Genomic DNA, 13,443 nt, shown 5'->3' on the forward strand with positions numbered 1-13,443 from the left:
AATGTGTTTTATGAAAAATATTTTACTCGTTGGTTTTTTAATGACCGGCCTTTTATCCTCCGCGCAAACTTACTGTACGCCTGCGTTTGCGAGTGGATGTAATGGAGGTGATATGATCGACACCTTTATGATTCCGACAGCCGGATTTGGACATCAGAATACAGGCTGTTCTGCTAATGCATATGGAGATTATACATCTATGACCATTAACATGAGCGCAGGACTGAGCTATGACTTTAGTGTAAAGCATGACTACAGCAATCAGAATGTGCGTATCTGGATAGATTTTAATAATGATGGTACTTTTGATGATGCGGCTCCTGAGCTGGTGGCTTCTGCAAGTAGCGCCTCTGTAGGAGGTGTCAGTATGACTTCCGGACAGATAACCATTCCGTCAACAGTAACTCCGGGTACCTACAGAATGAGAGTGGGAGACAGGTATTCCAGTCAACCTATTCCCTGCAATACAGATGGCTATGGCGAAGCTCATGATTATACCGTGGTCATTGGATCGGCTCCAACCTGTTTGGCTCCTTCTGCTTTAACGGTATCTGCTGTTACAGCTAATTCAGCGCAGATAGCATGGACAGCACCATCTTCAGCGCCAGGAGTTGGCTATGAATATTATTATTCAATTTCCAGTACCTATCCTACTGCTGCTACAGTCGCTTCAGGGTCAAGTACTGGATTAAGTACCAACTTGCCTTCACTTACACCGGCAACTACGTATTATGTATGGGTACGCTCTGTATGTAGTGCATCTGATAAGAGTGCATGGTCTCAGATGGCTACATTTATGACATCCTGTGTTGCTGTAGGAGTACCATATACATTGGATTTTGAAAGCATTACGGCACCTGACCTTCCTAATTGTACCTCAGTAGTCAATGATGGGGCAGGAAATATGTGGGAGACCGGAAATCTTGATGCTCAGGGATTTACAGGGAATGTTCTTGAATATTCTTATGATTATGCCAATAACGCCGATACCTGGTTTTTCACCAATGGTATTAATCTTACTGCCGGGGTTACGTACAGAATCAAATATAAATATGCCAATGCAGAAGGATTTGTATATGCTGAAAAGCTAAAAGTGGCCTACGGAACCTCTGCTACAGGAGCAGGTATGACCAATACATTAGCGGATCATCCGAATGTTGTCATCAGTTCGGCAACCAGTAATTTTGTGAATTTTACACCAACTGCCACAGGCGTATATTATTTTGGGTTCCAGGCATACTCTGATGCTAATATGAACAAACTTTATGTAGATGATATTAATATCGATGTAGCACCTTCTTGTAGTGAACCTACTGCAGTAACAGCTTCGAACGTTGCAGCAAATGGAGCTACGGTTTCCTGGACTGCGGCGACTCCTGTGCCGGCAAATGGTTATGATATTTATTACAGTACAGCCAATACAGCACCTACAGCAACAACTACCCCTAACGTTACGGGAATTACAGCAACTACCTATAATATTCCTAGTTTAACTCCTGCCACTGTATATTACGTATGGGTAAGATCTGCTTGTAGTGCTGCCAGTAAAAGTGCATGGAGTACTATGGCAACATTTACCACTCTTTGTACAAGCATTGGATTACCTTATACTCTTGATTTTGAAAATGTTTCTGTTCCGGCTCTTCCTGGCTGTACAGCAGCAGTAAATGCAGGATCAGGGAATAATTGGGAAACAGTGGATCCTCCAACAGATAGTCAGGGATTCACAACCAATGTATTAAGATATCATTATAATTCTGCAAATCCTGCTAATGCATGGTTCTTTACCCAGGGATTGAATTTAACAGCAGGAGTACAGTATACAATTACTTATAAGTATGGTAACAATTCATCAACTTATGTGGAAAAATTAAAAGTAGCATATGGAACTTCCCCTACTGTAGCAGCTATGACGGGGTCTATCGCTGATTATCCTTCGATCAATGATGAAACAGCTCATACAGAATCTGTAACATTTACTGTTCCTGCAACTGGTGTATACTTCTTTGGATTTAATGCATATTCAGATGCTGACCAGTATAATCTGTATGTAGATGATATAAGTGTTACAAATGCAAACCTGGCAACAGCTGAAGTGGCAGTAAATAAAAATGGAATTAAAGTATATCCAAATCCGTTTACGGATGTATTGAATATCTCAGATGTTAAAAATGTGAAAACAGTATTTGTGACAGATGCAACAGGAAGACTGGTGAAAACTATTTCCAATCCTGAATCTGTAATCCATTTAAGAGATTTGATGCAGGGGGTTTATTTGGTAACTATTGAAATGAAGGATGGAACTAAACAGACCATTAAGGCTATTAAAAAGTAATTTATCATTTAAATAAAAAGAGAAAGACGGTTCAGTGATGATCCGTCTTTTTTAATACAGCTATTGATTTCAAAATAAATACAATAAAAAAGATGGGCAAAAATATGTACTCATCTTTTTATTGTATCCTACGATTATCATTTATTGGGTACCGGCTGTATATCGCCTTTGTTCATAAGATCAAAAACAGTAGGGAAGAACATGACTAATATAAAGTAGATGATGATCATCAGTGCTACGAGGGCAAAAAGGATGATCACTAAACTATTCGGTTTGTTTTTCTTTTTAGGTTCCATGATTTTGTGGTATTTGGTGAATAAATTTTACTTATATCAAGTATTAAGCTAATTTCTTGCCACATTTCTTGCAATACCTTGCATCATCATCAATGTCGTCATTACCACAGCGTTCACATACCAGTTCCAGGTTTTGTCTTTTGTTCCTCATTTCTGCTGTCACAATACCGGTGGGAACAGCAATAATGGAATAACCGGCTAGCATCAGTACAACCGCAAAAAACTTTCCTAAAGGGGTGATAGGAGAGACGTCACCATATCCTACAGTGGTTACAGTAACAACTGCCCAGTAGATAGATTGGGGGATCGTTTCAAACCCTTGTCTGCCTCCTTCTACCATAAACATAAGCGAGCCTACAATGACAGAGAAAATAATCAGGAACAAAAGGAATATGTAGATTTTTCTTGAACTGTTTTTTAAAGCTCTTACAATCAGGTAACCATCATTCATAAAATCCAGCAGATTGAAGATTCTGAATATTCTCAGCATTCTCAGCATTCTGAAAATCAGGAAATACTTAGTGACAGGAAAGAAAAAGCTGAGATAAAAAGGAACAAGCGCCAGAAAATCTATAATCCCGAAAAAACTGAAAACATAACTGCGTTTATTTTTTACCACAGCAATCCGCATAGAGTATTCCAGGGTGAAGAAAATCGAGATCACCCATTCAAGGATCAGAAAAGTATAATGGAATCTTTTATCGAGCTTAGGCACACTTTCCATCATGATAATAGCTGTACTTATAAGAATTAAGGACAATAATATGATATCGAAGAGTTTTCCAAGCTTTGTATCGGAGCGATAAATTATCCGGTAAAGGTATCTTTTCCAAAGTTTGTCCTCAGGAATAAGATTATGTTCTCTTTCCATTTCTATAGGGTTATTTCACGGCGAAGTTAATAATTTCTATGATGTATAGAGTAAATATATGACTGTTAAAAGATTCCTGCAAATGTTAAAGGAAAATCTATCATCAAAAAGTGAATTATTATCAATTAATTTACTGGTTTTCAATACATTGTATTTATCAAAATACGAATAAAAAATGACATATAAAAATTTATTTTTTAACATTTTTTTATTCCAAGTTTGTAATTTTATTCTACAAAAGCTTTATATCATGAGAAAAATTTTAACCTTGTCTATACTGTTTTTAATAAGCAGTTTTATGTATGCTCAGGTTGGGATTAATACTTCAACACCTAATGGTGCTGCAGTACTGGATATAGTTTCCAACCAGAAAGGGATTCTTATCCCACGTCTCACCGATACAGACAGGAATACGTACCTGGCTGATAATGATGCTTCCACAGTACCGCCTGCAGGTGTTGCGAATGCTAACCTTACTGCAGGAACTCTTATTTTTAATACGACAACGAATAACTTCCAGTATTGGGACGGTACCCTCTGGAGACAGCTTTTTGTTCCCACATCTTCTCAGGCTGGTAACGACGGTGTCGTTAAAATAAATTCTGGAAACGCAAATGTAAAACCCTCATTCAGTTTAAGTGCAGCAGGAAGCGGCTATGGTGCAAGACAGCAGGTGCTGTATGCCACACCGCTGGTCTTTGCTCCAAGTCCTACAACAAGCTGGCCGGAAACCACAGTTCCATTTCCGGGAGTAACAAGCAACATCTATATTTCTGCTACCGGTAAATGGAGGGAAAATGAAATTAACGGGCAGGTTCATGTCTGGAGGGTAATCGCTACTATTACTCCGGGGTCCAACTCTTCAGGATCAATAAAAGCTACATTTAAAAATCCTGATTCCGGTTTTGAAATTAACTCGATCCAGTTGGTTCCAAGCGGTTCAAGTGGAACGGGTAATATTCTTACATTTTATTTCTATACCATTGCAGACCCTGCGAGTCTTGACCCGGGAAAAGGATATCAGCTTTTTATGGAATCAGATATAAACTGCAGTGTGGTAGTAGAATCCTTTACCAGAGTATCACTTTTCAAAGATTAACAGCCTTTTTTATTCTTTTTAATATCATGAAACCGGTTGATGAAACCGGTTTTTTTATTGCATCAGAAATTTTTCCGGATCTTTAGTAAAATTAATATCTTCGCTGTAACTGAAAATATAAACCAATGAAGCTAAAAACTGTTATTGCAAAGATTGAAGAAGAAATAAGTATCAGACAGGCCGAAGATTTTGATAATGTAGGATTACTGTGTGGGGTTTATGACCGTGATGTATCAGGAATTCTGGTATGTCATGATGCATTGGAAAATGTAGTGGATGAGGCAGTGGCGAGAAACTGTAATCTGATCGTATGTTTCCATCCTATTATATTTTCCGGATTAAAATCTTTAACAGGAAAAAACTATGTAGAAAGAGCTGTTTTAAAAGCTATCGAAAATAAAGTGGCTGTCTATGCTATACATACCGCGTTCGATAATGACTTCTTTGGGGTAAATTACGGGATATGCAGACAGTTGGGACTCAAGAACATGAAAATTCTTCAGCCGAAGGAAAATAACTTGAAGCAGCTGACAGTTTTTGTTCCAAAAGAATATTCAGAAAAGGTAAAAGAAGCTATGTTTTCAGCCGGAGCAGGAAACATCGGATTCTATAATGAATGCAGTTTTACAGTGAACGGAAACGGAACATTCAGACCTGTAGAAGGTTCAAATCCGTTTTCCGGGCAGCAGGGGATCCGTGAAAATGCAGATGAAGATATGATCTCTGTAATTTTTGAAGGCTTTAAACAGGGGCAGATTGTAGGGGCAATGAAAGCAGCTCATCCTTACGAAGAAGTAGCGCACCAGATATACAGTCTGGATAATAAAAACCATCATGCCGGACTGGGAATGTATGGGGACCTGGAAGAAGAAATGGACGAAAAAGATTTTCTTGGTTTTGTAAAAGAAAAGTTTGGCCTTGAAGTCATAAAACATTCGGCTTTCAATAATAAAAAAATCAAAAGAGTAGGGGTTCTGGGAGGCTCAGGGGCCAGTGGGATACGATCTGCAGCGGCTAAGAAATGTGATGCTTATCTTACAGGAGATCTTAAATACCACGACTATTTTCTAGCAGAGTCTAAAATGCTGATCTGTGATATAGGACATTATGAATCAGAACAATTTGTTACTCAACAATTATTTGAAATTTTATCACAAAAATTTAGTACATTTGCAATTTCAAAATCTATTGAAAAAACAAACCCAGTAAATTATTTCATTTAAATATGGCAAAAACCAACGATATTTCAGTTGAAGAAAAATTAAGAGCTTTATACGATTTACAGATCATTGATTCAAGATTGGATGAAATCCGAAATACTAGAGGAGAATTGCCAATTGAAGTTGAAGATCTTGAAATCGAGATTGAAGGTCTTGAAAAAAGAGCTGAAAAATTTCATGCTGATATCAAAGATCAGGACGATCAGATCAAAACGAAGCATGAAGTGATTAACCATGCTAAAACTTTAATTGAGAAATACAAATCTCAACAGGATAATGTAAGAAACAATAAAGAGTTTGAAGCGCTAGGAAAGGAAATAGAATTCCAGGATCTGGAAATTCAGCTTGCTGAAAAAAGAATTAAAGAATTCGGAGCTAAAATTGCTCACAAAAACGAAACTTTAGCTGAACTGAACGCAAAGATCGACGATTTGAAAAGCCACCTGAAATTCAAGAAAGAAGAATTGGATGGTCTGATCTCCGAAACGCAGAAAGAAGAAGAATATCTTCTGGAGCAGTCTAAAGAATTCGCTGGTAAAATCGACGAAAGATTACTGGCTTCTTACAACAGAATCAGAACAAACTCTATCAACGGTCTTGCTGTAGTAGGATTGGAAAGAGGAGCTCCGAAAGGATCTTTCTTTACTATCCCTCCTCAGAAACAAATGGAAATTGCTCAGAGAAAGAAAATCATCATTGATGAGCACTCTGGAAAAATCCTTGTTGATGATGAATTGGTAATGGAAGAAAACGAAAAAATGAAGTCTGTAATTAAATTCTAATTATTGATTTTAAAGCATATAAAAGCTGTTTCAGAAATTGAAACAGCTTTTTTTGTGTATTCAACGGGCTTTACCCGTTGAAACAAAAAATCAGATCTTCAATTGGCTTTAGCCAAAAACTATAAAAAAAACCGCCTCAAATGAAGCGGTTGATAAGTATTTAATCCTGATGATCATACATTTTATTATACAAAGCAATAAATTTCTCTTTTACCGCTTTTCTTTTCAGTTTTAAGGTTGGGGTAAGCAACCCGCTTTCAATACTCCACACTTCAGGGGTTAGCTCAATTTTTTTGATTTTCTCCCAGTTTCCAAGGTGCTCATTGATGCCTTCAATTTCCTTTTCAATCCTTTGCTTCAGTTCAGGACTTTTTGCAATCTCTTCCGGTGTGGATCCGATATTCAGGTTGTTTCTCATCGCCCAGCTTTTTGCAAATTCAAAATCAGGCTGCACCAGAGCACACGGCATTTTTTCACCATCACCTACCACCATGATCTGCTCGATGAATTTAGATGCCTTTGCTAGGTTTTCAATGGTCTGAGGTGCAATATATTTCCCACCCGATGTCTTGAACATTTCTTTCTTACGGTCAGTGATCTGTAAAAATCCGTCACTGTCGATATGCCCAATATCTCCAGTTTTGAAGAAACCATCTTCTGTGAAGGCTTCTTTGGTCATTTCCTCATTCTGGAAATATCCTTTGAACACAGATGGACCTTTTACGGTAATTTCCCCGTCTTCCTGTATTTTTACCTTTAAATTATCCAATGGAATCCCTACAGTTCCCACTTTCATCTTTTCAAAGCTGTTTACAGAAATTACCGGTGAGGTTTCCGTTAAGCCATAACCTTCCAAAATAGGGATTCCAGCATTCTGGAACATTAAGTTAAGCCTTGTAGACAACGCTGCGGATCCTGAAACCAAAGTCACGATTTCACCGCCTAAACCTTCTCTCCATTTGGAGAATACCAATTTATCTGCAATAATTTCCTGAAGTCCGGATGGCTTGGAAATGGTTTTCTTTTTACTGATTAGGTTCAGTGCCCAGAAGAAGATTTTTGATTTCAATCCTCCGGCAGAAGATCCTGTGTTGTAAATTTTATCATATACTTTTTCTACCAGCCTTGGTACTACAGTCATATAATGAGGCTTCACTTCTTTTACGTTTTCGCCCATTTTCTCGATACTTTCCGCGAAATAGAGAGAAAAACCGTTGTACTGATAAAGGTAGAACAGCATTCTTTCAAAAATATGACAGATAGGAAGGAAACTTAAAGCTCTGGCTTCCTTGTAATCAAAACTTCTCTTCTTCGGAATTCTTGGAATGGCCCCCAATATGTTTGAAACAATATTATTATGGGTAAGCATTACTCCTTTAGGTCTTCCGGTGGTTCCGGAAGTATAAATGATCGTCGCCAGATCCTCCGTATTGATCGCGTTGGAAAGGTCATCCACTTCAATTTGGGTAGATTCATCCTTACCCAGATCCAGGATCTCTCTCCAGTTGGCTGCGCCACTGATGTTATCAAAAGTAAAGATCCCCTGTAAGCTCGGGATGTTGTGCTTTACTTTCATTACTTTATTCAACAATTCCTTATCAGAAACAAAACAGTACTGAATTTCGGCATTGTTGAAGATAAATTCATAATCTTCCGGGGAAATACTTGGATACACCGGTACTGAAACGACCCCGATCTGTGAAAGCCCAAAGTCCATAATCGCCCACTCTGTGCGGGAATTGGTAGTGATCAAAGCGATCTTGTCTCCCGGTTTTATGCCCAGCTTCAATAATCCTCTGGATATCTTATTTCCCTCATTAATAAACTCCTGTGTAGAAGTTTTTTTCCATTCACCATGATATTTCGTTACAAACATATCCGTTTTAGGATATTTTTCTAAAGCGTAGTGCGGAATATCGAATAATCTCTTGATCGTCATGATTTTTTACGTAATTTATAAAGAAATTTAAATATAAGCATTTTTTTTAATTGAAAACATCTGAATGAAATAATTAGGAATTAGTTAAATGCTTGCCATAATACTTGACATCAAAAATCCGTCTGGAGTGCGTAAAATGGCGATTGAAATATCATATCATGGATGAATGATACATGCATCAGACCGTTTTATTTATTTTCTTTTATCTGAAGAGATTCCCGATGGGAAACAGAGATAAAGGGATTCCTGTTTTTAATTCTCAAAATACCTCTTAAACTCCCTTTTCTGTGCCCTTTTCCGGGTTTTAATTTAATTTTTTCAGATTTGCTTAAAAAGTGTAAATTTACGGCTATCTAATTATTTTTTTTATGGACTTTAATTTATCGGAAGAACAGCTGATGATTCAGCAGGCAGCAAGAGACTTTGCACAGAACGAACTTTTACCTGGAGTGATTGAAAGAGACCGTGACCAGAAATTCCCTGCTGAACAGGTGAAGAAAATGGGAGAAATGGGACTTTTAGGAATGATGGTAGATCCAAAATACGGCGGTGCAGGTATGGACAGTGTTTCTTACGTGCTTGCTATGGAGGAAATTGCAAAAGTGGATGCTTCTGCAGCTGTTGTAATGTCTGTAAACAACTCATTGGTTTGTGCCGGTCTTGAAAAATTTGCATCTGAAGAACAAAAAGTAAAATATCTTACTCCTCTGGCTAGCGGACAGGTAATCGGAGCATTTGCCTTATCTGAGCCTGAAGCAGGTTCTGACGCGACGTCTCAGAAAACTACTGCTGAGGATAAAGGAGATTACTATCTTTTAAACGGGATCAAAAACTGGATTACCAATGGAGGTACAGCTACTTATTATATCGTAATTGCACAGACAGATCCTGAGAAAAAACATAAAGGAATCAATGCTTTCATCGTAGAAAGAGGATGGGAAGGCTTTGAAGTGGGATTAAAAGAAGACAAATTGGGAATCAGAGGAAGTGATACCCACTCTCTGATCTTCAATAACGTAAAAGTTCCGAAAGAAAACAGAATCGGTGCTGACGGATTTGGATTCAACTTTGCAATGGCGGTACTGAACGGAGGAAGAATCGGTATTGCTTCCCAGGCTTTGGGTATTGCTTCAGGAGCTTATGAATTGGCATTGAAATATGCTAAAACAAGAAAAGCTTTCAAAACTGAAATTATCAACCACCAGGCGATAGCATTCAAACTGGCTGATATGGCAACTCAAATCACTGCGGCAAGAATGCTTTGCTTTAAAGCAGCTTGTGAAAAAGATGCAGGAAAAGATATTTCTGAAAGCGGGGCTATGGCAAAATTATATGCTTCTCAGGTAGCAATGGATACGACAATTGAAGCAGTACAGATCCACGGTGGATATGGATATGTAAAAGAATACCACGTAGAAAGATTAATGAGAGATGCGAAAATCACTCAGATCTATGAAGGAACTTCTGAAATCCAGAAAATCGTGATCTCAAGAAGCATCGCAAAATAACATTTATAAATAAACACACTACTATGAAAAAATCTTTGTGGATCACCCTCGGTGCCGTACTGCTGTTACTGGGAGTATTTGTATGGTATAAGTATTACTTCGTTTTCGGAGAAGGAGTAAAATCCGGATACCTGAATTATGCCATGAAAAAAGGATATATTTTCAAAACCTATGAAGGAAAACTGATTCAGGAAGGTTTTGGAAGAGGAAAAACAGGAACAATTACAAGCTATGAGTTTGAATTTTCTGTAGATGACCCTGAAGTTTTCAAACAGCTGGAAACCAACAGCGGTAAAACCTTCGACCTGCATTATAAGGAGTACAACGGTGCCCTTCCGTGGAGAGGAAACACAAAGTTTATCGTGGATAAAGTAGTGAATATGAAATAAAAATAAATAAGGCTCTCAATCTGAGGGCCTTATTTTTACACCAAATCACAAAATATTAATATATGAAATAAAAATTTCCGTTTTCAATTTTGAACTTCGTCTGATTGCGACTGTTCAATTTTTTTATAAAGATAAATATAAGAACTGATTTGAAATTCTAAATGCGATTAAAAAAATATTAAAAATTCTGTCACAAGTATAGACTTAAAATCTAGTGAGAGTCGTTATTTGGAATGTTTTTGTTTCTCTTTTTGAAAAAGTAATATCCAATACCTGCAATCAGGAATATTGGCCATAAGGGAAGGATAAACAGGAAAATAGCAGTAATCACATCCCAGCCTGATTCAATAGCAGCCAGTGATTTCCCGCCGAAAGTAGTAGGTTCTTTTTCTACCCTGGCTTTATCGCTGATGCTGACATTGATCGTACAGATTGTATTATCTGTGTAGCTGTGCCCGGAAACCTGAATATCTTTAGTGTCAATATCCCCTGCATTGCTGCTGATGGCATTCATTAATCCGTCGAAGTACTGAATAGGAACTCTGATATCAAGACTGTATACTTTTTGATCTTCTCCATGCAGACTTGCAGATTCCACATAAGAAAGATTTTCACTTTTGATGTAGCCATTATTTTTATTGGCTTCTTCTCTGATGATTTCCTTCACCGTTTCTGCATTCTCCGCTTTTATAGACAGATAGCCTGATTTCACCATTTTATCTTTGGAAATATTCAGCTCATAGCTGTTGTTTGTAGGCTTTTCTTTATAAATGATTTTGGTTTCTTTAATAACTTTTGGTGCCGGAGTTTTTACTGTTATTTTTTCAGATTTCCTTTCTGCAGAATCCTTTTTTTCTATTTTTGATTCCAGTTTTGTGGTGGCAATTTTATCAGATAAGGAATCTACCATTTTGGAGGTGTTGTCTATCTTTTGCTGGATGTCATTTTTAGTATTCTCAAAATCTTTTATTTTAATACTGGCAGAATCCATGATCTGGTCTGCTGTTTTACTGGCGTTATCAATAGTTTCCGTGGCAACAGTCGCGGCACTGTCTGCAGAATGGATGGCTTCGTTTATTTTATCCTGTGTAGTATCTGCTTTTTTACACATAATGGAAGTGCTTGCTACAGCAGCCAGTAATATGAACTTTTTCATAAGATTAATTTTTTTGATGAAGTAAAATTAGAAGGGAAGTTCTTGTAAAGATTGTAAATGAAATGTATTATGCCGGTAAAGTAGTAACTCTTATATTTTCAGGGTTTTGTATCTGTTTTACAAAAGATTTACAAAGCGTTTTTCTGAGTTTTAATGGGTGATAAAAAGATTTATACTTCGTAAAGAAGCATTTGGTAACAGGATTTTATTACTTATGGATTTGGACCCTACGGAATGACAAACAGAACGCTGAATTTATCCATACATTTTGTTTTCTCGCCAAATATTAGTTGAAATCTAAAATTCCCATCCTTCGGAAGGGGGCGAAAATTCAGAGAATTTTTGACGGGGTGGTTTTGAAAAATACGTTATAAAAAAATCCGCAGAAATTTTCTGGACTGCCCCCAAAAAGTTAGACACTTTTTAGGGGCATTTTTTTATGTATAGAAAAGAAAAATTTAGCGTTGCTTTCAAGTTAGAATGTATTAATCTTCACAAAAATTCTCATTGTTCAATTAAATCTATAGCAACAGAGAAAGGATTTAATGAAAGCAATCTGCGCAAGTGGATTGGTTTTTATAACAAGTACGGAATCTCGGGACTATACCCTCGAAAAAACATGAGTTATTCCGTGAATTTCAAATTTAAAGTTCTAAAAACCATCGAAACAGAACATATCTCACAAAGGGAAGCATGTATCCGATTTAATATTGCAGCTCAGTCTACCGTGTTGAATTGGCAAAGGGATTACGAAAAAAGTGGTATTTTAGGGTTAAAGAACACCCCCAAAGGAAGACCCGTCATTATGAGTGATTACAAACGTAAAAAAAGAAAGTCTGATAAGCCATTGACCAGAGAAGAAGAACTTTTATTGGAAAACGAAAGGCTTCGAGCTGAAATTGATTTTCTAAAAAAGTTAGACGCCTTAACTCTCAAAAAGAACAAGCAGAGGCCATCGAAGGATTAAGGCGAAAATATGATCTGTCACTTCTGTTGGATTGTACAGGTATGGCCAGAAGCAGTTTTTATTACCATCAGAAAGCTCTTGACAAAAAAGATAAATATGGAGAAATAAAAACTTTGATAAAACAAATTTATCATAGGCATAGAGGTCGGTTTGGATACCGTCGTATTACTTTGATTATGAAACAACAAGAAATTGTAATTAATCATAAAACGGTATTAAGACTGATGAAGTCCCTGGGATTGAAAAGTATAGTTAGGGTTAAAAAATACAGATCCTACCGGGGAGAGCAAGGCAGGATAGCACCCAATATTCTGGAGAGAAACTTTAAGGCAGATCAGCCAAACAGAAAATGGGCCACTGATGTGACAGAATTTAACGTTTCGGGCAGTAAATTGTATCTTTCGCCAATAATTGACCTTTACAATGGCGAGATTATCAGTTACGATCTCTCAGAAAGGCCTGCCTTTGCGCAGGTTGTGAATATGCTCAAAAAAGGATTCAGAAAAATTAAAAATACTGAAAACCTCATTATACACTCTGATCAAGGCTGGCAATATCAGATGAAAGCCTATCAGCACCTGTTAAAAGAAAAAGGCATTATCCAAAGTATGTCCCGCAAAGGAAACTGTCTGGATAATGCAGTAATAGAAAACTTCTTTGGAACTTTAAAATCTGAAATGTTCTATACTAAGAAATTTAAAACCATTGATGAGCTCAAAAAAGAAATAAAGAAGTATATCAATTATTACAATAACGACAGGATAAGACTTAATCTAAAAGGAAAGAGTCCGGTACAGTACCGAACTCTTTCATATAATAATATTGTTTAATTTTGTCTAAACTTTTGGGTGCAGTCTATTCCTGCGGATCTTTATCTTAAT

Annotated in this window: 12 protein-coding genes and 1 pseudogene; 9 read left to right on the plus strand and 4 right to left on the minus strand. The window is 37.1% G+C overall.

Annotated elements, in window-relative coordinates; translation table 11 throughout:
• The first annotated feature begins 10 nt into the window (after nucleotides 1–10).
• Nucleotides 11–2,335 carry a GEVED domain-containing protein gene (locus tag AC3FI7_RS23155; RefSeq protein WP_491461014.1) on the plus strand — a complete coding sequence of 775 codons (2,325 nt, stop codon included), beginning with the start codon at nucleotides 11–13 and terminating at the stop codon, nucleotides 2,333–2,335.
• Nucleotides 2,336–2,472: 137 nt separating this feature from the next.
• Here the strand turns inward: AC3FI7_RS23155 and AC3FI7_RS23160 are convergent, their stop codons facing one another.
• Together AC3FI7_RS23160 and AC3FI7_RS23165 are read right to left on the minus strand one after the other, a co-directional pair.
• Nucleotides 2,473–2,631: a hypothetical protein gene (locus AC3FI7_RS23160; protein WP_172617126.1), complete on the minus strand. Its 159-nt coding sequence runs from the start codon at nucleotides 2,629–2,631 to the stop codon at nucleotides 2,473–2,475.
• A 43-nt stretch (nucleotides 2,632–2,674) separates the two neighbouring features.
• Nucleotides 2,675–3,502: an ion transporter gene (locus tag AC3FI7_RS23165; protein WP_343660942.1), complete on the minus strand. Its 828-nt coding sequence runs from the start codon at nucleotides 3,500–3,502 to the stop codon at nucleotides 2,675–2,677.
• Nucleotides 3,503–3,752: 250 nt separating this feature from the next.
• Here AC3FI7_RS23165 and AC3FI7_RS23170 point away from each other — a divergent pair, with 250 nt between their 5' ends.
• The 3 genes from AC3FI7_RS23170 to AC3FI7_RS23180 all read left to right on the plus strand — a co-directional run bounded on the left by AC3FI7_RS23170 (nucleotide 3,753) and on the right by AC3FI7_RS23180 (nucleotide 6,603).
• Entirely contained in the window at nucleotides 3,753–4,601 is an 849-nt protein-coding gene (locus AC3FI7_RS23170; protein WP_491461015.1) for a phage tail-like protein, read from the plus strand.
• Between the two features lie 125 nt (nucleotides 4,602–4,726).
• The gene (locus AC3FI7_RS23175; protein WP_491461016.1) at nucleotides 4,727–5,824 is read left to right on the plus strand and encodes a Nif3-like dinuclear metal center hexameric protein; all 1,098 of its coding nucleotides are present in this window, start codon (nucleotides 4,727–4,729) and stop codon (nucleotides 5,822–5,824) included.
• Between the two features lie 2 nt (nucleotides 5,825–5,826).
• A complete protein-coding gene (locus AC3FI7_RS23180) occupies nucleotides 5,827–6,603 on the plus strand; it encodes a zinc ribbon domain-containing protein (protein ID WP_142725858.1) in 777 nt (258 codons plus the stop codon).
• A 160-nt stretch (nucleotides 6,604–6,763) separates the two neighbouring features.
• On the opposite strand, the gene AC3FI7_RS23185 is transcribed toward AC3FI7_RS23180, so the two are convergent.
• Entirely contained in the window at nucleotides 6,764–8,542 is a 1,779-nt protein-coding gene (locus AC3FI7_RS23185) for an AMP-dependent synthetase/ligase (protein ID WP_291902453.1), read from the minus strand.
• A 368-nt stretch (nucleotides 8,543–8,910) separates the two neighbouring features.
• Here AC3FI7_RS23185 and AC3FI7_RS23190 point away from each other — a divergent pair, with 368 nt between their 5' ends.
• Nucleotides 8,911–10,050, plus strand: a complete 1,140-nt coding sequence (locus AC3FI7_RS23190; protein ID WP_142725856.1) for an acyl-CoA dehydrogenase — start codon at nucleotides 8,911–8,913, stop codon at nucleotides 10,048–10,050.
• 23 nt (nucleotides 10,051–10,073) lie between these two features.
• A complete protein-coding gene (locus AC3FI7_RS23195) occupies nucleotides 10,074–10,439 on the plus strand; it encodes a hypothetical protein (protein ID WP_491461017.1) in 366 nt (121 codons plus the stop codon).
• Between the two features lie 211 nt (nucleotides 10,440–10,650).
• Here AC3FI7_RS23195 and AC3FI7_RS23200 read toward each other — a convergent pair whose 3' ends face one another.
• Complete coding sequence (locus tag AC3FI7_RS23200) at nucleotides 10,651–11,595, minus strand: DUF4349 domain-containing protein (protein WP_491461018.1); 945 nt, start codon at nucleotides 11,593–11,595, stop codon at nucleotides 10,651–10,653.
• 439 nt (nucleotides 11,596–12,034) lie between these two features.
• Here AC3FI7_RS23200 and AC3FI7_RS23205 point away from each other — a divergent pair.
• The 3 genes and pseudogenes from AC3FI7_RS23205 to AC3FI7_RS23215 form a co-directional block, all read left to right on the plus strand.
• Nucleotides 12,035–12,151, plus strand: a pseudogene (locus AC3FI7_RS23205) (hypothetical protein); the annotation flags it as partial.
• Nucleotides 12,152–12,214: 63 nt separating this feature from the next.
• Nucleotides 12,215–12,562: a helix-turn-helix domain-containing protein gene (locus AC3FI7_RS23210; protein WP_142726515.1), complete on the plus strand. Its 348-nt coding sequence runs from the start codon at nucleotides 12,215–12,217 to the stop codon at nucleotides 12,560–12,562.
• Entirely contained in the window at nucleotides 12,550–13,392 is an 843-nt protein-coding gene (locus AC3FI7_RS23215) for an IS3 family transposase (protein WP_491462112.1), read from the plus strand. The genes AC3FI7_RS23210 and AC3FI7_RS23215 overlap by 13 nt, the downstream gene beginning before the upstream one ends.
• Nucleotides 13,393–13,443: the final 51 nt, after the last annotated feature.

Source organism: Chryseobacterium sp. TQ-BC-N36, from assembly GCF_058382295.1.

Coding starts and splice junctions, on each gene's coding strand:
- AC3FI7_RS23175 (WP_491461016.1), top strand. CDS start 4,727: ATGAAGCTAAAAACTGTTATTGCAAAGATTGAAGAAGAAATAAGTATC.
- AC3FI7_RS23185 (WP_291902453.1), bottom strand. CDS start 8,542: ATGACGATCAAGAGATTATTCGATATTCCGCACTACGCTTTAGAAAAA.
- AC3FI7_RS23165 (WP_343660942.1), bottom strand. CDS start 3,502: ATGGAAAGAGAACATAATCTTATTCCTGAGGACAAACTTTGGAAAAGA.
- AC3FI7_RS23210 (WP_142726515.1), top strand. CDS start 12,215: ATGAGTTATTCCGTGAATTTCAAATTTAAAGTTCTAAAAACCATCGAA.
- AC3FI7_RS23195 (WP_491461017.1), top strand. CDS start 10,074: ATGAAAAAATCTTTGTGGATCACCCTCGGTGCCGTACTGCTGTTACTG.
- AC3FI7_RS23180 (WP_142725858.1), top strand. CDS start 5,827: ATGGCAAAAACCAACGATATTTCAGTTGAAGAAAAATTAAGAGCTTTA.
- AC3FI7_RS23200 (WP_491461018.1), bottom strand. CDS start 11,595: ATGAAAAAGTTCATATTACTGGCTGCTGTAGCAAGCACTTCCATTATG.
- AC3FI7_RS23160 (WP_172617126.1), bottom strand. CDS start 2,631: ATGGAACCTAAAAAGAAAAACAAACCGAATAGTTTAGTGATCATCCTT.
- AC3FI7_RS23190 (WP_142725856.1), top strand. CDS start 8,911: ATGGACTTTAATTTATCGGAAGAACAGCTGATGATTCAGCAGGCAGCA.
- AC3FI7_RS23155 (WP_491461014.1), top strand. CDS start 11: ATGAAAAATATTTTACTCGTTGGTTTTTTAATGACCGGCCTTTTATCC.
- AC3FI7_RS23170 (WP_491461015.1), top strand. CDS start 3,753: ATGAGAAAAATTTTAACCTTGTCTATACTGTTTTTAATAAGCAGTTTT.